General features: G+C 64.9%; 17 protein-coding genes. 12 read left to right on the top strand and 5 right to left on the bottom strand.

Features of this window, described 5'->3' with window-relative positions; translation table 11 throughout:
• Window positions 1-64 precede the first annotated feature (64 nt).
• The 6 genes from umuD (at window position 65) to H288_RS32060 (ending at window position 6568) form a co-directional block, all read left to right on the top strand.
• Entirely contained in the window at window positions 65-493 is a 429-nt protein-coding gene (gene umuD / locus H288_RS0103065; protein WP_020091125.1) for a translesion error-prone DNA polymerase V autoproteolytic subunit, read from the top strand.
• Entirely contained in the window at window positions 490-1776 is a 1287-nt protein-coding gene (locus H288_RS0103060) for a Y-family DNA polymerase (protein ID WP_020091124.1), read from the top strand. Before umuD ends, H288_RS0103060 begins: the two co-directional genes overlap by 4 nt.
• Before the next feature lie 145 nt (window positions 1777-1921).
• Window positions 1922-3025 (top strand): hypothetical protein, encoded by a 1104-nt coding sequence (locus tag H288_RS0103055; RefSeq protein ID WP_020091123.1) that lies wholly within the window; start codon window positions 1922-1924, stop codon window positions 3023-3025.
• Window positions 3026-3168: 143 nt separating this feature from the next.
• The gene (locus tag H288_RS0103050) at window positions 3169-4173 is read left to right on the top strand and encodes an ABC-three component system protein (RefSeq protein WP_020091122.1); all 1005 of its coding nucleotides are present in this window, start codon (window positions 3169-3171) and stop codon (window positions 4171-4173) included.
• Window positions 4161-4670: an ABC-three component system middle component 2 gene (locus tag H288_RS0103045; RefSeq protein WP_020091121.1), complete on the top strand. Its 510-nt coding sequence runs from the start codon at window positions 4161-4163 to the stop codon at window positions 4668-4670. Before H288_RS0103050 ends, H288_RS0103045 begins: the two co-directional genes overlap by 13 nt.
• Window positions 4667-6568 carry a hypothetical protein gene (locus tag H288_RS32060; protein ID WP_020091120.1) on the top strand — a complete coding sequence of 634 codons (1902 nt, stop codon included), beginning with the start codon at window positions 4667-4669 and terminating at the stop codon, window positions 6566-6568. Before H288_RS0103045 ends, H288_RS32060 begins: the two co-directional genes overlap by 4 nt.
• A gap of 56 nt (window positions 6569-6624) precedes the next feature.
• On the opposite strand, the gene H288_RS35020 is transcribed toward H288_RS32060, so the two are convergent.
• Window positions 6625-7053 carry a hypothetical protein gene (locus H288_RS35020; RefSeq protein WP_158684190.1) on the bottom strand — a complete coding sequence of 143 codons (429 nt, stop codon included), beginning with the start codon at window positions 7051-7053 and terminating at the stop codon, window positions 6625-6627.
• A gap of 3 nt (window positions 7054-7056) precedes the next feature.
• On the bottom strand, window positions 7057-7326 hold the full coding sequence (locus H288_RS0103035) for a hypothetical protein (protein ID WP_020091119.1): 270 nt from the start codon (window positions 7324-7326) through the stop codon (window positions 7057-7059).
• Between the two features lie 261 nt (window positions 7327-7587).
• On the opposite strand from H288_RS0103035, the gene H288_RS0103030 reads away from it, so the two are divergent.
• From H288_RS0103030 to H288_RS0103020, 3 genes are all read left to right on the top strand, one after another.
• Window positions 7588-8148 carry a metallophosphoesterase gene (locus H288_RS0103030; RefSeq protein WP_245274463.1) on the top strand — a complete coding sequence of 187 codons (561 nt, stop codon included), beginning with the start codon at window positions 7588-7590 and terminating at the stop codon, window positions 8146-8148.
• Entirely contained in the window at window positions 8145-8987 is an 843-nt protein-coding gene (locus H288_RS0103025) for a metallophosphoesterase (protein ID WP_051123707.1), read from the top strand. The genes H288_RS0103030 and H288_RS0103025 overlap by 4 nt, the downstream gene beginning before the upstream one ends.
• A 391-nt stretch (window positions 8988-9378) precedes the next feature.
• Entirely contained in the window at window positions 9379-10482 is a 1104-nt protein-coding gene (locus H288_RS0103020) for a metallophosphoesterase (RefSeq protein WP_158684189.1), read from the top strand.
• A 169-nt stretch (window positions 10483-10651) separates the two neighbouring features.
• Here H288_RS0103020 and H288_RS0103015 read toward each other — a convergent pair whose 3' ends face one another.
• Both H288_RS0103015 and H288_RS36210 read right to left on the bottom strand, forming a co-directional pair.
• A complete protein-coding gene (locus H288_RS0103015) occupies window positions 10652-12376 on the bottom strand; it encodes a sigma-70 family RNA polymerase sigma factor (protein ID WP_158684188.1) in 1725 nt (574 codons plus the stop codon).
• A gap of 303 nt (window positions 12377-12679) precedes the next feature.
• Window positions 12680-12805, bottom strand: coding sequence for a hypothetical protein (locus H288_RS36210; RefSeq protein ID WP_020091114.1), 126 nt, complete (start codon window positions 12803-12805; stop codon window positions 12680-12682).
• Window positions 12806-13425: 620 nt separating this feature from the next.
• Between H288_RS36210 and H288_RS0103005 the strand changes: the two genes are divergently transcribed.
• The 3 genes from H288_RS0103005 to H288_RS35015 all read left to right on the top strand — a co-directional run bounded on the left by H288_RS0103005 (window position 13426) and on the right by H288_RS35015 (window position 19278).
• The gene (locus H288_RS0103005; protein ID WP_020091113.1) at window positions 13426-15387 is read left to right on the top strand and encodes an AAA family ATPase; all 1962 of its coding nucleotides are present in this window, start codon (window positions 13426-13428) and stop codon (window positions 15385-15387) included.
• Window positions 15380-15607, top strand: coding sequence for a hypothetical protein (locus H288_RS0103000; RefSeq protein ID WP_081636437.1), 228 nt, complete (start codon window positions 15380-15382; stop codon window positions 15605-15607). Before H288_RS0103005 ends, H288_RS0103000 begins: the two co-directional genes overlap by 8 nt.
• 2051 nt (window positions 15608-17658) lie before the next feature.
• Window positions 17659-19278: a hypothetical protein gene (locus tag H288_RS35015; protein WP_158684187.1), complete on the top strand. Its 1620-nt coding sequence runs from the start codon at window positions 17659-17661 to the stop codon at window positions 19276-19278.
• Here the strand turns inward: H288_RS35015 and H288_RS35010 are convergent.
• Complete coding sequence (locus H288_RS35010; RefSeq protein ID WP_158684186.1) at window positions 19275-20447, bottom strand: hypothetical protein; 1173 nt, start codon at window positions 20445-20447, stop codon at window positions 19275-19277. The genes H288_RS35015 and H288_RS35010 overlap by 4 nt on opposite strands.
• Between the last annotated feature and the right edge of the window lie 325 nt (window positions 20448-20772).

The following is a 20772-nucleotide window of genomic DNA, read 5'->3' as shown; positions in this document are numbered from 1 at the left end:
GGCCGCTTGCGGACCTTGAAGCTTTTCGTTCACACTTTGTTCTATGAGGATTCGGAGGCCAGGCATGCAGGTCAGCGGCATCGTCATCGGGTTGCCAATGCCCATCCCGATGCTCGCCAAAGCCGTACGGGCCGGCTTCCCGAGCCCGGCCGACGACTTCGCCGAGGAGGAGGTCGACCTCCAGCGCCTGCTGGTCTCGAACCGGCCGGCGACCTTCATCGTCCGGGTTGCCGGCGACAGCATGCTCCTCGCCAGGCTGTTCGACGGCGACCTCGCCGTGGTCGACCGCTCCGTCACCCCTCGAAACGGGGACATCGTCGTGGTCGACGTCGACGGGGAGCGCAGCTTCAAGGTCTGGAAACGGGTCGGCCCGAGGGTGACGCTCTCATTCGCCAATCCCCGGTTCCCGTCATTCGTGCTGTCGAGCGACGCCGTGGTCGAGGTCTGGGGAGTGGTGACGGGATCCATCAACCCGAGGCGCCGCGGCGAATGACCGGCCGGGCCTACGCGCTGTCAGATGGCAACTCGTTCTACTGCTCGTGCGAGCGGGTCTTCGATTCCCGGCTCGCCAGGGTCCCCGTGATCGTCTTGAGCAACAACGATGGCTGCGCTGTGGCCCGCACCAGCGAGGCGAAGGCCCTTGGGATCAAGATGGGGGATCCCTGGTTCAAGATCCGCGACCTGTGCCGGTCGGGAGGCGTTCGCGCCTTCTCCTCGAACTACGCCCTGTACGGGGACATGTCGGCGCGCGTGAATGAGGTCTACGAGCGGTTCAGCCCCCGCATCGAGGTCTACTCCATCGACGAGAGCTTCCTCGACCTCACGGACGTGAGGGAGGCCGACAGGATGCCGCTCGCACGCGACATGCGCGCAACTGTCCAGGCCTGGACCGGCATCCCGACCTGCGTCGGCATCGGGCCGACCAAGACGCTGGCCAAGCTCGCCAACCACGTCGCGAAGAAGGTCCCGGAACTCGAAGGCGTGTGCGACCTGACCGACCCGGTCCAGTACGCCCATTGGATGGCGCGCATAGAGCCCGGCGAGATCTGGGGGATCGGGCCCGCCAACGCGAGGAAGCTTGAGGCGCTAGGCTGCGAGAGCGTCGCCGACGTGCGGGACCTGGATGCCCGGGTCGCCCGCAAGGCCATGACGGTGGTCGGCGAGCGGCTGGTGCAGGAACTGCGCGGCATCCCTTGCCTCGACCTGGAGGAGGTCGCGCCGACCCGGAAAGGCTGCGCGGTGACGCGGTGCTTCTCCGAGCGGGTGGAGGATCTCGCGACGATGGAGCAGGCCGTCGCCACCCATGCCACCAGGCTCGGCGAGAAGCTCCGTGCCGGCGCCCTGGGCACGGACCACGTCACGGTCTTCTTCCACACCTCGGAGCACGACAGGAACCGGCCGCAGCGGTCGGTCTCCACGGTGGTGTCCTTTCCGGAAGCCACGAACGATACCCTCGTGCTCGTGAAGGCCGCCGTGTTCGGCATGAAGAAGGTCTGGAAGCCCGGCTACCGCTACTCGAAGGCGGGCATCGTCACGACCGATCTCGTGCCGCTCGAAGCCTCGCAGCGGGCTTTCCCGGGCATGGGCCAGTTGGATCGCGAGAATGCGACCGCGCTGATGGCGGCGCTCGACGCCTGCAACCGGCGCTACGGCCGCGGAACGGTGGTGCCCGCTACCGCCGGCGTCGTGGAGAAGAGGGAGTGGGCGACCAAGTTCGAGATGCGCTCGCCCCGCTACACCACGCGCTTCGAGGAGCTTCCGGTCGTGGCGGCATGAAGGGGCAAGGCCATTGCCCCTGCCGCGCGGCGAGGCTTACCTCACGTTCTCGAATCCTCCACCGCCCGCCCGCAAGTTGGTTTCGACGACACGCCTCGTCGAGGATGGACACAGCCGCCCCTCCGTCGCTTTCCGGAGCCGCATCGTGAGTTCGAGATACGACCCGTTCCCGCCCGCCGTGTTCGAAGCGGCCCGCATGGTGCGCGAGGCGATGTCGCCGTCCAGCGCGCTCAACGCCCAGATGCAGGCCATCGGAAATGTGTCGGCCCTCCATCTAGTGGAGCGGGCGAGAATAGACGCGGCGATGCACCGTGCCGTCCTGCCCCCGCTGGGACTTATGGACCGCTTCAGCCTGATCGGCGATGCCGTCCTGCGCCGCGCAGAGGAGGAACGTCGGTTGGGCGCGCTCATCGCGCCCTCGGTGTTCGAGCATGCCAAGTCGATGGCGATGCTGGCCCAGAACCTCGCCCTGCCTTCCACCATGGAGCGGTTTCGGACGCCCATTCCCGACCTGACGAGCAGGATGCTGGGCCTGCGGAGCTTCGAGTTGCTCCGTCAGCCGGAATACATGGACGCGTTCAACCGCGCCGCCGCCATGTCGGATGTCCTGGCCGGCAGCATGCGGGTCGGGCGCGAGCTCCGTGAGGCCACGGAGGTGTTCGCGGCCGGTGCGGTGCCGGCGTTCCCCACCCTGGCAGGCTACCGTGAGTTTCTCGATGCCTCAGGCCTCCGCCTCCCTCGGTGGCCGCAGGTGCGCTTGCTCACGGCGGCCGAGAAGCGGCGACGCCTGAAGGCTCGGTTGAAGGGCCATGCCGAACCGGCCCATGTCAGAAGCGCCAGGTCCCTGAACCATCGCTACGAAGCGACCTTGCGGGACATCCTCGACGCGGCGATGGCCGATGCGTACGGCGAGGACTGGCCTGAGAAGCGACTGCCGCTGTGCGAGTGCAACGACCTTCTCGGCAGGTGGCGAAAGCGCGGGGGCGACGTGCTGGAACACGCCGACTACGCCCATTACGAGCGGATCATGGGCCATCCCGATCATTTCGCGACGGTGTTCGAAGCCGGGTTCGACGATCCGGCCGTCCTCGTGGACCTTCTGAAGCAGGCAGGCCGTCTCCGGGCCGCCTCGCACCATGGGCGCGCTTTCACGCAGGAGGACCTCCGCGATCTGCGTCTTACGTGGAGGACTATCGAGGCCGGCCTGATCGCCTTCACGGAGGATTACGAGGTCGAGTTGGCGAGCTGACCGCCATCCGCTCGGGTCGACGTTGCGCTACGTCATCGCTGGCATGCAACGTCGACCCGCAATCGGTTGAAGCGTGGCGGTTGACCCTTCCGGGCACGTCCCGACGCAGGCAAGATCGCAGGGAGCCCTACGCGTCCAAACCCATGATCAGCGACTACGTCACTGCCTTCTTCAAGATGGACCCCGCACACCTGGAAGCCTTCGTGGCCGACTGGCTGAACTTGCGGCGGCATGTCTACGTCGACTGGACCCGCTGCTCCGGCGCGGGCGATGGTGGGCGCGACGTCGTGGGCTTCGAGACGAACCAGCGATACGAGGGGCCCTGGACCAACTTCCAGTGCAAGCTGCTGCGCAGGAACCTGTCCGTCACGGATGCCGTACGGGAGCTGGGCAAAATCTTCATGCACGTCGCGGCCGGCAATTTCACGCTCCCGACGAAGTACGTCTTCGTGGCCCCCAAGGGCACGGTCCGCACCCTGTCCGACCTTGTCGGGCATCCCGAGAAGTTCCGGCGGACGGTGATCGAGCGATGGGACGCCGTGTGCCGCGACCACCTGGTCAAAGGACAGGCCACCCACCTGACGCCGGAGATCCGTGCCGTGGTCGAGGCCTTCGACTTCACCGGCGTGTCCGTCCTCGATGGCGCGAAGCTTGCCGCTCAGGAGGACATCGGTCCCGCGTTGGTGAGATGGTTCGGTGCCGATCCAGGCCCTCTCCCGTCACCCGAGGCGCTACCGGCGGTCAGTCTCGACGAGGCGCCCTATCTGGCCCAGCTCGCCGCGGCATACGGTGCCAGGGCGGAGCTCGTGGAGGCAACCACCGACGACATCCTTGCCCACCCGAAATACGGCGAGCAGCTCAGGGACCAGCGTCTCCGGTACTTCCACGCTTCGAGGTTTGGGCGCCTCTACCGCAAGCGCGTGTTCGAGGACGTCCTCGTCGCTTTCGACGAGGAAATCTACCATGGCGTCGTGGACACCCATCGTGACGACGGGCATCGCGACGCACTAGCCCAGGTCAACGCCGTCATGAGGGTCGCCCCCCTGCTGACACTGACCGGCCCCCTGCGAGATCACGCCTCGGCGCAGGTTAAGCAGGGTACCTGCCACCGATTCGCGAACGAAGGGCGCCTCCCGTGGGGGATCTGAGGCCGGCCGCCACCTACCCGTTCGACAGCCCGCTGGAGACCGGGCTGCGCGCGCTCGTCGTGCTTGAGGCCCTGCATCCGCGAGCCTGCGACCTGAGGGAGATGACTTGGTACGACCACCTCGTGGTGAACACCGCGGACGTGGTCGGCCGGGACGGCGACGAGGCGCCCCAAAGCCTGCACCCGGCCACCCCCGGTCGCCAGGACGCCCTGATCGTGCGCCGTGACGCGGTCGAGAAGAGCCTGCTGCTCATGCATCGGGTCCACCTCGTGGAGGTCGTCCACGGGGAGGACGGGATCCGGTACGCGGCGGGCGAGACGGCACCGAGTTTTCTGGACGCGCTCCAGGCCCCGTACATGATGCGGCTCAAGGATCGTGCCCGTTGGCTCGCCCAGCGGTTCGAGGGGATGCATACCGACGAGATCTCGGCCTTCATCGACGGTCAGTTCGGGCTGCATGCCATCCAGTTCCGGGCCGAGGAAGGCGACAGGCCGTGACCGGGCTCCTGACGCTCCGCCACCTCGCCTTCACGGGGCCCGAGGCCATGGGCGCGGGCCTCGCGTTCGATGACGGCCTGAACATCGTCTACGGCGCCTCGAACACCGGCAAGTCATACGCCGTGGAGGCCCTGAACTTCATGTTCGGCGGCTCGAAGCCTCCCGAGGCTATCGAGGAGGCGGCCCCCTACGACCGGGCCTGGCTCGGCCTGCGCCTGCCCGACGGTTCCGAGGTGACGTTGTCTCGCTCCCTCGCCGGGCACGCCTTCACGGTCTTCCCAGGGCTCGTTACGGCGCCCGGCGACGACGGCTTCGCGCTTGGCCACGAGCATGACCCGAAATCCGACGCCAACCTCTCGATGTACCTGCTCCGGCTACTCGGGCTCGGCAGGAAGGAACTCGTCAAGAACGCGAACGGCCAGAAGGACACGCTCAGTTTCCGTGACCTCGCGCCGTACCTCTTCACGCCCGAGGAGATCATCATCGCGAAGCGCAGCCCGATCCTGGCGTCCGGGCAGCACATCTTCGCCCCCTTCGAGCGCAACGTCTTCAAGCTGCTGCTGACGGGCATCGACGACAGCGCCGTCACGCCGTCGGTCCCGCCGAAAATGCTGGCGGCGGCGAAGGCGGGAAAGATCGAGCTGGTGGACGAGTGGCTGGCCGGCATCGACCGCGAGCTGGGAGAAGCGCCGCCATCACGGGAGGAGCTCGTCGAGCAGGCGGTCCGGCTTGAGGAATCGCTGGAGGGCGTACGAAACGACCTCGCCCATGCGCAGGACCGCCTCGACGGCCTCGTGACGGAACGGCGCCGGGCCAGGGATGCCAGGGATGAGACGCGGGCCAGGGCCGCGGACCTCGAACTGACGCTCGCGCAGTTCGCCACGCTCGACGAGGTCTACGTCTCCGACATTGAGCGCCTGCAGGCGGTCGAGGAAGGCGGTGCGTTGCTGCTCGCAATGACAGGGCACGAATGCCCGGTTTGCGGCGCGCCGCCCGACGCCCAGGTCCACAAGGCCCATGTCGAGGAGATCGGTCGCTCCCACGGTGCGGCGGCCGCGGAGATCCGGAAGATCCGTCGCGACCGCGCCGACCTTGCCGGGGTCATCCGTTCGCTCCGGGCCGAGGCGACCGGCCTGCGAGGCCGGGAGGCGTCGCTGGTCGAGGAGCTGTCGGACCTGGATGCCTCGCTCGATGAGGCTCGTCCCGCCGAGCGGGACTTCAGGCGCCGTTACGAGCGTTTCGGCGTCGAGCAGGACCGGGTGAACCGCCTCCTGGACCTCTACCAGCGCCGCGACCGGCTGATGGTCGAGCGCTCGCGCCTGGACGTCCCGGTGCCGCGTCGCAAGCCGGGCGAGAAGGCGGCCACGGGTCTGGACGGCCCGACCGCCCACGCCTTCGCGCAGGTCGTGCAGCGGGTATTGGAGGCGTGGGGCTTCCCCGGGAAGCCGGCCGTCAGCTTCGACCTCGAACGTCAGGACATTCGGCTGGACGGCAAGGAGCGCTCGGCCAACGGCAAGGGCGTGCGTGCCCTGCTGCACGCGGCCATGAAGGTCGCGCTGCTCGTTTACTGCCACGAGCGGGGGCGTGTTCATCCCGGCTTCGTCGTGTTCGACACGCCCCTGCTGACCTATCGCGAGCCCCTGCGCTCGCGACACGGCGCCTTGAGCGCGGACGAGCAGGCACTGAAGGACAGCGGCGTGGCGGGCCGGTTCTACGCGCACTTGGCGGGGCTTTCGGAGATCGGCCAGTTCCTGATCGTCGAGAACAGCGACCCGCCCGCGGACGCGCTGGCCATGGCGAATGTCCAGCTGTTCACCGGCGAGCCTGACGATGGTCGCTACGGCCTGTTTCCTCGCCGGACGGCAGGCACGGAAACGGATGGGGCGCCTCAGGCCTAGCGGAGGCCACATGTTCAGGGAGAAGGTGGCTTGCGCCTGACGTCGGCGCGAACGTCCTAGCGTCCCGGACCGGGAGCAGGTGCAAGGAGGTTGGTTCGCTCGATCTCGATGCCGGCCTCCGTCAGCTCTTCCAGCCTGCGTTCCACGACCGACGCGACATGGGTGTCATGTCCGTGGTTGGGAACGGCGTTGCCATCGAATTCTGGGAAGAAGGATCGGTTAACCGGGAGCAAGGCAATGCGTGAGACATCGATGTCGAACGCTTTCCGCTGACCAAGGGCAATGGCCTTGGTTTCATCGACATGGATCAGTTGCCTGGGGCGCTTCTCGCCCACGAAATCGGTTTGCGAGGTCGTATAGCAGACGGCAACGGCCGGGACCTTTCCAGCGAACACGCCGAAGACAAGCACAATGTGGGACGAAGGACCGGGTCCGCTGCTTTCCCGGAACGGAAACATGCAACGGACATAGTCACCCTTGCGCATGGCCTAGCGGACGCCGAACAGGTTTCCGTACAGCTTGCGCCGAGCGTCGAAGGACTCGTCGTCCTCCCCCGGCTCCCGTTCGAGCGTGAGGTCGTCCACCTCCTCTACCCCGACCATGGCCAGGATCGTCGTCGCCTCGACCGCGGGTAGCGCCTCTTCGAGGACCCCCTCCACGATCTCCTTCTCGCTGACACCGGTTTCCTTGGCCCGGACCCGGACCCTTTCCAGGACGGATCCGCGAAGGTCGAAGTGAAGCACGTCGTCGCGCATCATGATCTCCTAACTTCCCCAAGATAGCACCGATTGTGTCCCCGAACACTCTTGGCAGGCCAACCCAGCGCTACCCAACAGGTCGTGAAGACGGTCGCCAGCTACCGGTGGAGTTCCCCGGTGTCCCGGGTTGCCACCGCTAGGCGGCCAGGACAATGTGGCCCGAACCGAGGACATCCTGACATGAAACACGCGCGCCCGCACACGTCCGACTGATCCCGGAGTGCCCCGCCGCGTGCCGAGCCTCCGCGCATGGAGGCTCCCATGTCATCCCCTCGCACCCTGTTTGTCGCAGACACGCATTGGTCCCATAGGGCAACCTTAGTAGGCGGTCGCCTCAGCCTGAACCGGCCGTTCGCCACCATCGAGGAGCACGACGAGGCGCTGATCGCCCGCTGGAACGCGGCCGTGCGCGCCCAGGACACCGTCTGGCACCTCGGGGACGTCTTCTACCGTTGCCCTGAAGCCCGTGCGCGAGAGATCTTCTCGCGCCTTAACGGCCGACGTTTCCTCGTCAGGGGCAACCACGACCGTATCGGGCAACGGATGCCGTGGGATGGACCCGTCGTCGACGTCGCCCGGGTGCATGTCACTGGCGATGACGGCACCTCGGCCACCGTATTTGCCAGTCACTACGCGCACCGCGTGTGGCCGGGCATGCACCGTGGCGACATCCATCTCTACGGCCACTCGCACGGCACGCTGCCCGGCACTGCGATGAGCACCGACGTAGGGGTGGACTGCTTCGATTTCCGACCGGTCACCTTGAACGAAATTCGTGTGCGCCTCGCCGAGAACGCGAGACGCGAGGGAGGCGAACTGTGACTTGCCTCTCCCGACTCTGGATTTTCTCGGACCTCCATCAGGAATGGGGAGGGAACGCCTGGGATCCTGCCGCACACACTCCGGCCAACGGCTTCGACGTGGCGGTGGTCGCCGGCGACGTCCACATGCCCCTGACCCGTGCCCTGGCGTGGCTCGGTGAACGCCTGCCCGGCGTCCCGGTCGTCTACGTACCGGGGAACCACGACCTGTATTGGGATCGTGGAGAGGAGCGCTACACGATCTACGATCAGCTTGAACGCGGACGCGACCGGGCGGCGGCTCTCGGCATCCACCTGCTGCTCGACGCCGCCGTCGTCGTGGGTGGTATGCGGCTGGTGGGCGGCACGCTGTGGACCAGTTTCGACCTGAGCCCCCACGGCCGATCCCACGCCTTCAGGACCGCCCAGGGCCGTTTCGGCATGAACGACTACCGCCGGATCCGGACCGGCCCGAGGTCACGGAACAGGATCGAGCCAGGCGAGGTGCTGGCCATGCACCGCACGACCAAGGCTTTCATCGAGGGTGAGCTTGCCCGCCGTCACGATGGTCCAACAGTCGTCGTAAGCCACCACGCCCCGCATCCGGCGAGCCTGCCGGACCCGCATGCAGACTTGGCCTGGTGCTACGCTTCGGACCTGACGGACCTGATCCTGGACCGAGGACCGAACCTATGGGTCCATGGGCACATCCATCGGGCATCTGACTATCGCGTCGGACGCACCAGGATCCTGTGCAACCCGCGAGGGCACGCCGACGAGCGAACGGACTTTCAGCCGAGCTTGGTCGTCGAGCTGCGAGGTGACGATGCTGTCAGGCACGCGCGGTCGGGATCACAATAGCATCCGGTCGATCATGGACGGCCGGCGACCGATCTCGCATGCGTCGCGTTTCGGATCGCCTCACGTCGCCTTCCAGGCAAAACACCCGAACGGAGTCGCCGTCTTGGTGGCAAGATTGTAACCGCCTGACCCGGACTTTCGTCCGCACAGTCAACCCGAACGGACGGAGCCCTCGCAAGTCGGATATCAATGGCTCCCGGGCACCTCGACGCGAACTTTCGGATCATGTTCGGACCAGAGCCACAGAACCATGGCCCTGTTCGCGCATCGAGATAAGGAATGAGGGAACCTTGGCTGCGCGACCGGCGTCACACTAAACTGGCTCGACACCACCCGGTCCGGATGCCGGTTCCCGTCCTTTCCTCTCACCACGCGAACTGAGCCGATGCCGGTGGCCGACAGGACCCTCTACAAGCTTCTCCAGGTTTCGGACCTCCACTTCGGCGACATCCCCAAAGGGCTATCGAACAATCTAAACGCGCCATCGCCGCGCCTCATCGGGCTAAGTCCCTTGTTCGACGGGCAGCTCGGGCATCACGTGAAGGGCGTCCTGTCGCTCCATAATTTCATGGCTAGGCTTCGTCGGAGTGGCGAACCTTTCGACATGGTCATGACCGGCGACGTCACGGCCAACGGAGGCGTCGACCAGTTCGACCTGGCCGGGGATTACCTCGGGTCCGGCCCCTCGGCGTTCGGATACTGCCTCGGTCAGCCGAATTGGGCCCAGGACGGCATACCGGGCAACCACGACCAATGGAACGGCAACAACCTGATGGTCGGAGGCCCGACGCCGGGGTTGGCTCGGCACCTCGCGCGCCGGCTGCCCGCGCAACGGGCCAGGATCCTGCCGGACGGCACCATCCTGAGGTTCATCTTCATCGATACGGATGCGGACGTTCGGCCCTACAGCCAGAAACGTATCCTCGGCCGTGGCGCATTCCAGACCCAACTCCAGGAACTGGAATCGCTACCGGCCATCGAGGACCACGAGATCCGCGTGTTGGTCATGCATCACTCCATCGTGGGGCCCGCGCGGACGAAACCTCACCCGAAGCTGCCATATCCGGCCGTCCAGGTCGCTCGCGGCATCCGGCGGTTTCGTTCCTTGGAGATCACCAGTGCTTCAAGGCGCATGCTGGATCACTTCATCGTCGATCACTCGATCTCGGTCGTCCTGTCAGGGCACATGCACGTCGCCCTGTTGTCGGAGATGGAGGCCTCCAACGGCGCCTACACGCGCGGCTTTTTGGAAGCCCGCTGCGGCTCGACGACCCAACGCGACACGTTCGAGTACAAGGACCGTAGAGGGATGTCCCGGGGGCGCGCCCTGAGGCCAAACACCCTCCTGATGCACGAGATCGTGCGGGAGGGGGGTGATCTCGTCTGGAAGACCGACGTGCATTGGCTGTCTCCGAACAGGCGTTTCGGCACGAACCCGCCGACCGGCTCACCCGCTCCCAACACCGCCCCGCAAGCTCGGTTCGTCCTCCGTTGACCGGGCCTGACGGTCAGAGCGGATCCGGCCATCTTCCCGGGTCCCTCCGCCACTGAAGGGAGCCGTCGAGGCCGACCGGCGAAGTTCGCCGAAACTGCCTGGACGGCAGCGCCCAGGCGGCCGGAAGCCGTCTGGCCCCTTTGTTCCGGCCACCGCGCGGCGGCATGCATCAGCCTTCCTTGAGGAAGCCCTTGAAGGAGGCGTTTCCCGGCTTTCCATCCCTCATGGTTTCCATGAGGCGACCTGTGTCGGAACTCCCCCTCGTCCATGTCCGAATGGCCGCGCTGGCGTTCTCGTCACGAACGGGAACGCCCGTCACGAACGACACGTCGCTCTCCAGGGGTATCGCCTTCCAACGTAGGAGGAAGTCGTCCTCGGTCTCGTCGGTCAGCCGAAGTGCCAGTCCATCGAGGTCGGCCTCCGCGACGAAGTCGTCGAAGAGCAAGGGGACGAACCCGGCGACTTCCAGGAGCCATCGCGTCACCCGACGGGCGAGCTCGCCATCTAGTTCGGCCACGAGGGCCACTTGGTCGGTTGCTTGATCAAGGCTGACGACATCGCCGCCGGCCGCCACGTCGGCGATGCGGATCGCTGAGCCTAAGCCGAGGCCAATCCGGTCTCCCTCGCGCCGTGCGAGGCTGGCGATGGCATGGGCCGCAGTGACCAAGTGTGCCGGCGTGAGGCCGAAGGCGAGCAGTTCCTGGGCGCTCGGGCCGCCGTGCAGCACCGTCAGGTCCGACAACCAGGGTTCACGTTCCACCGGCTCCAAGACGGCGAGGCCCAGGAAGTACGTGCTGATGTCGCGCAGCCTCTTCGGGAGCCCCGGGACCAGCGATTGCCTGAATGCCTCCCCGATCAGGACCTCCTCCCGCTCGTACGCCGTTACGTAAGGAAGCTCGGCCTCCCTGAGCGCCTCGCCGTCTTCTTCGCCGGCCAGCGCGAAATAGATCTCCGCGTATGTCTCGGCGTCGGATGGGTCCATCGGCAGGTCGGCGTCCCTTCCCTCGAAGTAGGCAAGGACGGCATCCGCATGCCGCCTGATCTCGTCCATTGCCCGGTCGCGTGTCTCGGAAGACGTGCCGGCCACGCGTTCGAGGAGCGCCTGGACGTCGACTGCTTCCGACGCCCCGGTGTCCGGTGTCCGTACGGATTCAACGGCCATGTTGCCACTTCCCTTCATGGTCTCCGCGAGCAGGCGGAACATCCTGTTCCGCACGGCTTGCACCTCCGGAACGGTTATCTTGAGATAGCTGGCCGCTTCCTTGGCGGTTCTGTTATCGCGCCAGAGCGCGATCACGACGGAAGGGACCGGCTCGGGAAACGCGCTCATGTCACCGATCTTCACGGCGACGCTCCCGAAGATGTCGGCCAGCTTCGACCGAAGGCGGTACCTCGTGATCCCGAGGTGGCTCGCGATCTCTCGTTCCGAGCCTGCACCCTTTATATAGAAATCGAAAATGATCCTGTCATGCCGTGCAAGGGATCGCACGACGGCCTCCACGAGGTACGTGTCGGGGGATCGCTCCTGTTGCGCCTCCACGGAGTCGTCCCACCCATGCAGCCGCGGGATGTCGTGTGGGTCGACGAGGGTCGTCCGCCAGCGCGTCAGCTTGACGATCCTCGGCCGGGCGAAGCTCGCGAATGACAGGTGAAGGTAGGTCCGGAACTTGGCCTTGTCCGCGTCGTACCGCGTGATGACGGCCGGCCATGCCTCGACGAAGAAATCATGCACGAGGTCGAGACCGTCGTCCGGCGGCACGACGTATCCGTCGCGCGCCAGTCGTCCCAGCACCTGCAGCATCAACGGTCGGTAGGCGAGGTAATCCTCACCGCGGATGCGGGCGCCAGGTGAGGTCGTCTGCGTCTGGTCGTATCGTCCTCGTTCGTTGCGCATGCCCTTCTCGTGTTGGTCCATGCCGGGCTGCGGATGCGGCCCTGAGAGTCCTTATTGTCGGCGCGGATGCCCCGTGGTCGAAAAATCCCGAAAATAATTTCGCACGATTGCACGCCTTGCAGTCTCCGCGCCACGCCTCCCGCGAACCGCATGACCCTTGTCACCCACGAGATTTAATGTGCGCCTTTCGTCGAGGCTTTTCGAGGGCGGCGTGCGTGGCTTGTCGTCTCGCGGCAATGCAAGTCCGTGAACGCGTGACATCGACCGCGGACGAAACGGCCCGCGCCGTTCGCCAAGAGATCATCAAGAGATCACCGATCCGTCGAGCACCGTTTCCTCCACGACGACGGCGAACCAGCGCCACGGGAACATCGCGTCCCTGTCGCCGCCGTCGAGCAGGAGGCGCCAAGTGTCCTCGGTGACGGGCATGTGCCTGCGCGCGTAGACCGCCTCCTAAAGCGAGCCGGGGACGTCCTCCGCCACGATCCGCCTCGCGGCACGGGAGGTCGCGGATGAGTGTGTCACGGGCGAGGCGCGTGGCATGCGTCCATCACGGAACCAGTGGCCCTCCAGATGTGCCGGACCAAGGCAACCAACCTCGGTTGATCTCCGCCGCGTATCCGAGACGATCCTCAGAAGTGCGGCACCCGTTTGAGTACGATCCGCGGCCTGTCCAATTAAGCATACGCGGCGTTTGTCCCCGCAAACCTTTTCGGGACTACTTGCGAACCAAGCCGTTCACCCGCAATTATGGCGGCATGTTCGCGACGTTCAAACGCATGGCGAGCCGGACGGGGACCCCCGTGCCGGCCTGCGCCGATTCCTCCCGCGGATAGCCGCGCGCCCGATCTCGCGCGTCCCGGGAGCCCGTTTGACGAGAGCCTCCCGATGACACGATCCCAACGAAAACACGCTGCCGCGCCCGCGGCGGGGCTTGCCCCGTCCACTTGTCGTCACCGGCGCGTCGAGCGCCGCCCCGACCCCGACACCCGCGAGGGCTGACCCGGCGCCGAAGAGCGCGCCCGGCTGCCCCGCGTGCGGAGGCAGCAATGATCCATGACCTGAAGAGACGCTCCGCCCAGGCGGTGGAGCAGTACCACGCGATCCTCGACGAGGAGGACCGGCAGGCCGCCTCACCGGCGAGGCAGACGGCCCCCTCGGCCAGGCCCTACTCGCTCGTAATCCTGGGCCAGCTCCTGCTGGAAGCTTCCCTGACACCGGTCGAGCGGAAGCGGCTGGCCAAGACGCCCGGCCTGTCCGTCCTGATCGAGTCTCCGACCGCTGAGTGGGTGAGGCCGCTTCATCGGGCCATCGGTTACGTCGGTCCTTGGGTACACCACGAGATGCGCGACGGTACTCCTCGCAACCGTCGGAAGCCGGACGACGGGGCGGACGAGATCGCGGAGACCATGGCGCGGGGCGCCAGGGTTTGCATCGTCTGCCACGCTCCCTCCGCCCACTTGCATCGGTCGTTTCTCGGTGCCGTCGACATGCACGTCCGTGTCAGGCCCCCGAGCATCGAACTTGTGAGGGAAGCCATCAGGCAGGTGACGGGCAAGCCACCCAGGAACGGGCCAGCCACGGTCGCCGGGCTCGACTTCACCGACCTGGTGGCGGCGATCAGGGGCAACTCCGCGGCCCGTTGCGTGGCACGGATCGAAGCGGCGGTGCGAATGAGGTCCGCCGGATCTCAGCATCTTAGGAACGTGCCGGACGTGGAAAACGCACGGGGATATGGGGCCGCGGGCGAGTGGGCTGCACAACTCGTTGCGGACCTTAAGGACGGATCAGACGCCGCTTGGCGGGACGCGGAGAAGTCCGCCATTTTTTACGGTCCGCCGGGCACCGGCAAGACAAGCCTAGCCCACATTGTCGCCAAGTCGGCCAACTTAAGCTTGGTCGAAACTTCGGTGGCGGCCTGGTTCGAGGGATCCTCCTATCTCGAACGGGTCCTGGGCAGGCTGCAGGAAGCGTTCAGGGAGGCGCGGGCGAAGGCGCCGTGCGTGCTCTTCCTCGACGAATGCGAGGCCTTCCCGTCGCGCGATCTGAACGATGACAGGAACGCGTCGTACTACGGACCCCTCCAGGCGGCGTACCTGAAGGAGCTTGAGGAGACGGCGGCCGAAGGGTCCCGTGTCGTTCTCATCGCCGCCACGAACCACATCGCTAAGCTCGACCCGGCGGTTCTCCGGCCCGGGAGGCTCGGCCGCTCGATTTACGTCGGCCCGCCCGACAGGACGGCTCTCGCGGACATCATCCGGCAGCACCTCGGCGACGACCTGCCCGGCGCAGACCTGAGCGGCGTGGCGGTGCTCGGCATCGGCGGCACTGGCGCCGAGGCCGTGGCGTGGGTGCGAGGGGCCCGCAGGCGTGCTCGCGTGGCCGCTCGCGCTATGGAACTCGACGACCTCGTGCGCGAGGTCGCCCCGCCCGACGAGCGATCCGACGCCGCGCGATGGCGATGCGCGTGCCACGAAGCCGGTCACGCTACGGTGGCACATCATGGCGGCGAGGCCGTGCAGCGCGTGAGCATTGTCCCGCGCGGACGTGCCGGAGGTCATACGCTCACCGTAGCCGGCGACGAGGGCCCGACGATGACACCGTCAATCCTTGAGACGGTTGTCGCCGCGACCCTGGGCGGTCGCGCCGCGGAGGAGGCGATGGGCCTTGGCCTCTCGACGGGCGCGCACGACGACCTGCGCGTGGCGACCGGCCTCGCCGCCGCGGCTCGGGTCTCTTTCGGCATGTCCGGCAGCCTCGTGCACCGCGCGCCGTCGGACCGGGCGGCAGCGCTTTGCGAGACCGATCCTATCCTCCGTGAAGAGGTCTGTGCCGACTTAGCCCGGGCCTATTCAGTCGCCCTTGCTACAGTGACGAGACACAGGAGCTTCGTCGAGGCGCTCGCGAGGCTCCTGCTGGAGGTGAGGGTCGTCGAACGCGTGGATTTCCTCGCCCTGGCGGAAGCCCACGACCGTGCCCTGGCCGCTGAGGGAGGTCCGGACCATGGATGAGCGCGTGCTCTGCCTGCTCCAGACCTTCGCCGAGATCGAGCGCGAGCTCGGCGCCGAGGTGTTCGACGGCGTGATCGAGCGGGCCCGGTTGGCCGTCGCGGCCGAGGTAATGGTCGAGGCGGAAAGAAGGGCCATCCGCGCCAGGCGCGGGCCGCCGCCCGGCGGATGCGAGGTCATCGCGTTCCCGAGAGGCGGATGTCGCGTTGACGGGGACGGCTGACAGATGCGTCCGGCGATCCGTGACCAAATCCCTGGCCTCGCTGCCTTGCCTGTGGACAATGCCGGCGGCCAGGGACTTGTTAACCCGGCTTCAGGTGGGGCTAGGCCATTATCCCTTCACACCAGCACGGCAGGCCCCAGGCCAGCATCGAGCCGCCAATCAGGGAGGCGAGCCATGTACGACACGATCTCTCGCCTGTTTGCGGCCTGCCACCCGGCGATGGTGGGATCCTCCGAACGCAAATGACCGGCCGCGCCCTCCGGCGCCCCGAAGCCTCGCGCTTGCCCGATGGCCCGTTCCGCACGGGCCGCGGCGTCCTGCACTTGCCCGGGAGGTTAATCGTGTTCAGCAGACAAGACATACTCGCCGACCTGTGCGCCGGCCGTCCCACACTGTTCTCCGCCCCATTCGTCCTGCCGCCCAAAGGCTGACAGGCTAGTCCTCGCCAAGGGGGGACACGGGGGAACTCGCGCAATCGGCCCCCGATCTCGTCGGTGTCGACTTCGCCAGAACGGGCGCTTCACGGATCCCGAGAAGCAGCAAGGTCAGACCCTCGGCCGGGGACGTTCCCGATCACGTAAGGCGTTGCTGATACGGGTTCGAGAGCGAGAGCGAGCGGACCGTCATCACGGTGCTCTCCTCCTTCTCGACGGTCCGCGCGATCTACGAGCAGGTGAAGGTGACGTACATGCGCGACGGGGCGCGTCTACTTCATGGATTTGCAGGACTGCTTCCGCGCACCCGCTCCAATCGCTCGGAGATTTCCATGCCCGCTTCGATGAACATGCATCACACGAAAGCCCGTCGCCTTTCTGCATCCGCTCGACTTCGCCCGTCGCTTTCTCGCGCGACAGGCCCGCCAAACCTGGAAGGCCGCTCCGATGGATACATCCCTTCGAAAGCGCCGAAAGTCGACCCTCGTTCGAGAGGTCGCCACGGCCAGATCAGTCCAACACGCCTACGTCCGTCCTCTTTTCTGCGATGCTCTGCCTAAGATTGCACGCTCCGCGCGCTCGCATCTGGTGAGCAGCAGGCACTTCCTGTTGGGTGGCAACGCCCTTGAGCGTTTCGGTTCAACGGTAGTCGCGCTTGGTTTTTCGCTCGCTTTCAGCCCTGATGCTGGGACCACGGGCGGTGTACGATATCCCAGCCTAAATTCTTCTGAGGCGAGCCAAGCGCCCGTCACGATACCTGTCGGCGCCCGCGATATTGACGTCCCTCGCGCCAAGACAAGCCCCCGCAACCTCACGACCGTGTTCGTGGAAGGCCAACCCGAGCCCTGCGCTTCTCGGCGCATGAAAGGCCGTCCGGACCTTCGCTGACCCAGCCGGCGCAGCAGGACAATGCTTGCACGCCGCTTCGAACACGCGCCCGCAGACAGGGCTACCGCGAGGTTTGCAAGATGACCCAGAACTTTGAATGTGCGACCGAGAAGGCGCGCAACGTTGACGGCGTGCTGGCGACGGATCTCACTGTCTCCGTATCACCTACTCGCAAGGCTACTCTCACTGAGCTTGCTCAGAGGCTCGGCCTAACCTTTTGGCAGCACGCGCCCTTGCCTGGCGGCGACTTCATCGTCGTGAGCGTCGAGGCGCGCCCAGATCAGGGAGAATGTCGATGAATACGAAGCGGACCCCGCCTAGGGTCGCGGCCCGGCCGGATCCCCGTGACTGGGGAGAGGATGAATTGCTGACCTTGCCAGAAGCTGCCGCGCTGTTCTGGCCTAATGGCCCATTAACAACCCACTCGTTGCGAGTTGCTGTAAGAGATGGGGTTTTAGCTGTAGCCGTTGTTGCGGGGAGATATCTCACAAACCGACGCGCAATCATACAAATGGGAAATTGCCAGCCTTTGATTGTTCACGATCAAGTCGATCGCCGAATATAACTTCATGCATCAAACGTAGGTAGGGAATGCAATTATGCAAAACAATCCGAAAACTAAAATTAAGCCAGACATATAACCGTGGCGCCTAGGACACTTGAGGTGCGCCACTCCAATTCAGACCAAGTTTTATTTGGCCGAATGTTGGCTTTTGGGAGTTGCGTACGATGACCACGACCTACGCGGAACTGATGGCGAAGCTTGCTTTTGCAGGCGGAAACCAAATCTTGCTGAAGGCGGTCGAGGTCGCGCCCCCGAAGGTGCGCCGCGGTCGTCCTCGCAAGCCTCCGCGGGTAGTGATCCGCAAGGACCGCGGAGGCGAGCGGGGAATGGCTTACCTGGCTGGGGATGGCCCTAAGCGGTCCCTCGGTATTACGGGTGACAATTTGGCTGCGGCCGAAGTCTCGGCAACTGTCTCTCGTATTACTGCTGAGGCCGCTGCGTTGGGGATCTATGCCCCGGCGCAAGTGCCCCTCAAGGTTGTCTTCGAAGAATATAAGAAGTCAACCAATCCTGGCCATAAGGGTACAGTCGATCAAGTAAGAGACCACGAACAGATGAAGCGGCGTCTGGATCGTGTTCTATCCAAGTTTGATGAATGGGTGGGCGCTGGTGGAACTAAGATTGGCGATGTCAAGCCCAGACTTTGCCGGATGTACGATGAATGGCTGCAGACACAACCGGCCCATCCCCGCGGCAAGGGGAAGCGGACTTTGACTGTTGGTAGTTCGCGGATGGATCTGGGGTTCGCGCGAGCAGCCCTGAATTGGTATATATTCGACCAGGCGCTCTCAATAACCAGTAAGTTCTGGATACCACTTCGCCCCGAGCCACGCCAAAATTGGCTAACGCGTCGGCAAATTGCGCGTCTGCTTTGGGTTTGTTGCCGGGGGTACACTTGGGACAACCTTAGTAAGTCGTGGGTCACAGAGGTCGTGGTGGATCCGACCTCTGGACAAACTATAAAGCGCCGCAAGGTTTCGGAAGATTTTCAGGACCCAGGCATTAGAGAAAGCTTCCGGCAGGCTGCACGCGCCGTCTTGGTCCTCTATTACACCGGCACTCGCAGCACTAAGGCTTGCAACCTTGTTTGGGATGAGAGTAGGTACAAGGGATGGATTGATCCGGACCGTGGCCTAATCAAGCGGAGCGGAGTGCTGCTATCCAACAACTCTAACTCCAAGCGAAAGCCGAAGCCTGCAGGCACCGCGATCTTACCAGCTGCCTTGCGGCACCTGGCGCGACTTTGGCGCAAGCAGGACGCAAAGGTGGGCCTCTTGGTGGGCAATACGCATGTTTTTCGAAAGGCGGATGGCTCCGCTCATGACGCAGGTTCACTGCTGCGCCTCATGAAGCAAGTGGGCTCAAGATGTGACCTGGAAGACCTTATCGTGCATGAGTTCCGTCATAGCACGGTAACGAATTGCTTGCGCGCTGGCTGCTCGATATCTGATACGGCAGCCTTCGTGGATATGTCCGAAGAAATGGTTCGGACAACCTACGGTCACCTCGCCGAAGAAGCGACTTTGGCTGGCGCGCTGGCTATGGGAGATCGGAAGCATCAGCCGCGGTTCTCATCGCGAGACTTGGCTGCGGATAAGCCGCGCAACCTGCTTACGCCGGCTGAGGCAATGGCGTCGCGGACACGGATTGGGCAGAGAGGTGGATTAGCCTTTTTCGATGAAGGCCCCACGCCCGCGTTGATGCCAGTCCGGCGGAGGAGGCGCAAGCCCGAAGAACCCCTCTCGTCATCCAACTGCATCACCGAGACCGGATGCTCGGCCTAATCGGCCGCAACTGCTGAGCCTGGGAAGACGATTTGGGGCGGATACGTGAACGGAGCCACCCGCCCAGGCCCGTTGTAGTCGATCCATGTGACCTCGGTGAAGGGTTGAGCTCCAGTCGGGGCCGGCCCTAGATGCACTCTGTAAGTGGGCCCACTGTACAACCGGACGAGCCCTATAACTCGCGCTCCGTTGCTCGTGAGCGCCAAGACATGCACCTCCGGAACGGCGGCATCGATCTCCCGGATGCCGGTCGGCCCATCTAGCGAGCCGACGAACGGACCGTTGTCGGAAGCGTCGCGCCTGCCGAGACAGTAATCGAGAACAGGCCGAAAGACCTCGGCCGAGATCCAATCGGCCCCACGCGTTGCCACAGCGAAATTCACGGCCGTCTTTGCGATGGCTCGATGAACCTTGCCTACGTCGTAGGGTGAGCGGATAGCTAAACGATATTCTCCTCCCCGGTGAATGCCGCCCGGTTCCTCAATGCGACCTTGAGCGATAAGCGCTGCAAAAAACTGCGATACCTGCTTTAGGCCGGTTGCTCGGATGCGGAGTCGTCCATGGGCATCCACCGAGACGCGAGGGTCGCGCGCGACCGCCATGTTATTTGGAAAACGGTCGAGCCATGCGTCGACTGGCTGCCGCCTCATTTCGATGCGCTCGACGGCGAAGGTATCTGCGTCGGAGAGTATAGCGACCCTGAAGCGGGCTTCTCCCGGAAAGCGCCTCTTCTGTAGTGTGATCTCCCGCCGAGGGAGAAATGCATCCAAGGCAGTCTTGAAGCGGCCGACGTCCTCCATCGTCGAGGCCCTTTGTGTAAAGCCTGCACCAGAGAGTGCAATCTGCGGCCGAAAGCGTGGCTCAATCCCTCGAAGAATGTCTACCTCGTAGGATACCGGATCGTCCGGCGCGACGAAGTAGATGTGCTCCGATGGGTGTGCCTGATATGCTTGGCCGCCACGATTACGCCCGGCTGGCCCAAAAGCGATCCGCGCGACCGCCTCCCCTGGAGCGCTCGTCCAGGCCCGCTCGTAGGTCCGGAACAGTTTGTTGCAAGGATCGCAAACGGTATCGACAAGAACCCAGTCCTCTCCTCCACCGGAGAAGGCGCGGGTTAGGACGTGCTCGTCGCTGAACGGGCCTGGACGGTGGCAGTAGACGCAAGGCATCGCAGCTCCGAGGATCTGGCTCCCGCAGATAGGTGCGGACGCTCCGGATTTCATCGCCGGCTTAGACCGAACCGGAAACGGCCTTCGCGCCTAACTTGCCAGTGAATTTCGGAACCATTTCGGATCCAAAAAAGACCGTCACAGAGGGGAAAACGGCTGCGAAATTTGAGGCGGGGATTTCATTACGCGTTTGCTGCTCTCGGCGGTCGTTCGTTCTCATCGCGTTTGAGGCGGCTTAAAGCCGGCAAATTGCGCCCTGTCCGGGGAATTTCGACTACCATTTCGCAGCCGGGAAAACCGCCCCAATCCTTCTCATTCATGGTGC

This window comes from Methylobacterium sp. 285MFTsu5.1 (genome assembly GCF_000383455.1).
Classification (GTDB): Bacteria; Pseudomonadota; Alphaproteobacteria; order Rhizobiales; family Beijerinckiaceae; genus Methylobacterium.
The sequence above is the reverse complement of the archived record's forward strand: the minus strand, read 5'-3'. Positions and strand labels throughout refer to the sequence as shown.

What these genes read in the sequence shown, in the direction of transcription:
- umuD (WP_020091125.1), top strand. Translation starts at nt 65, where the DNA reads ATGCAGGTCAGCGGCATCGTCATCGGGTTGCCAATGCCCATCCCGATG.
- H288_RS0103060 (WP_020091124.1), top strand. Translation starts at nt 490, where the DNA reads ATGACCGGCCGGGCCTACGCGCTGTCAGATGGCAACTCGTTCTACTGC.
- H288_RS0103050 (WP_020091122.1), top strand. Translation starts at nt 3,169, where the DNA reads ATGATCAGCGACTACGTCACTGCCTTCTTCAAGATGGACCCCGCACAC.
- H288_RS35020 (WP_158684190.1), bottom strand. Translation starts at nt 7,053, where the DNA reads ATGCGCAAGGGTGACTATGTCCGTTGCATGTTTCCGTTCCGGGAAAGC.
- H288_RS0103035 (WP_020091119.1), bottom strand. Translation starts at nt 7,326, where the DNA reads ATGATGCGCGACGACGTGCTTCACTTCGACCTTCGCGGATCCGTCCTG.
- H288_RS0103030 (WP_245274463.1), top strand. Translation starts at nt 7,588, where the DNA reads ATGTCATCCCCTCGCACCCTGTTTGTCGCAGACACGCATTGGTCCCAT.
- H288_RS0103015 (WP_158684188.1), bottom strand. Translation starts at nt 12,376, where the DNA reads ATGCGCAACGAACGAGGACGATACGACCAGACGCAGACGACCTCACCT.
- H288_RS36210 (WP_020091114.1), bottom strand. Translation starts at nt 12,805, where the DNA reads ATGCCCGTCACCGAGGACACTTGGCGCCTCCTGCTCGACGGCGGCGAC.
- H288_RS0103005 (WP_020091113.1), top strand. Translation starts at nt 13,426, where the DNA reads ATGATCCATGACCTGAAGAGACGCTCCGCCCAGGCGGTGGAGCAGTAC.
- H288_RS0103000 (WP_081636437.1), top strand. Translation starts at nt 15,380, where the DNA reads ATGGATGAGCGCGTGCTCTGCCTGCTCCAGACCTTCGCCGAGATCGAG.
- H288_RS35015 (WP_158684187.1), top strand. Translation starts at nt 17,659, where the DNA reads ATGACCACGACCTACGCGGAACTGATGGCGAAGCTTGCTTTTGCAGGC.
- H288_RS35010 (WP_158684186.1), bottom strand. Translation starts at nt 20,447, where the DNA reads ATGCCTTGCGTCTACTGCCACCGTCCAGGCCCGTTCAGCGACGAGCAC.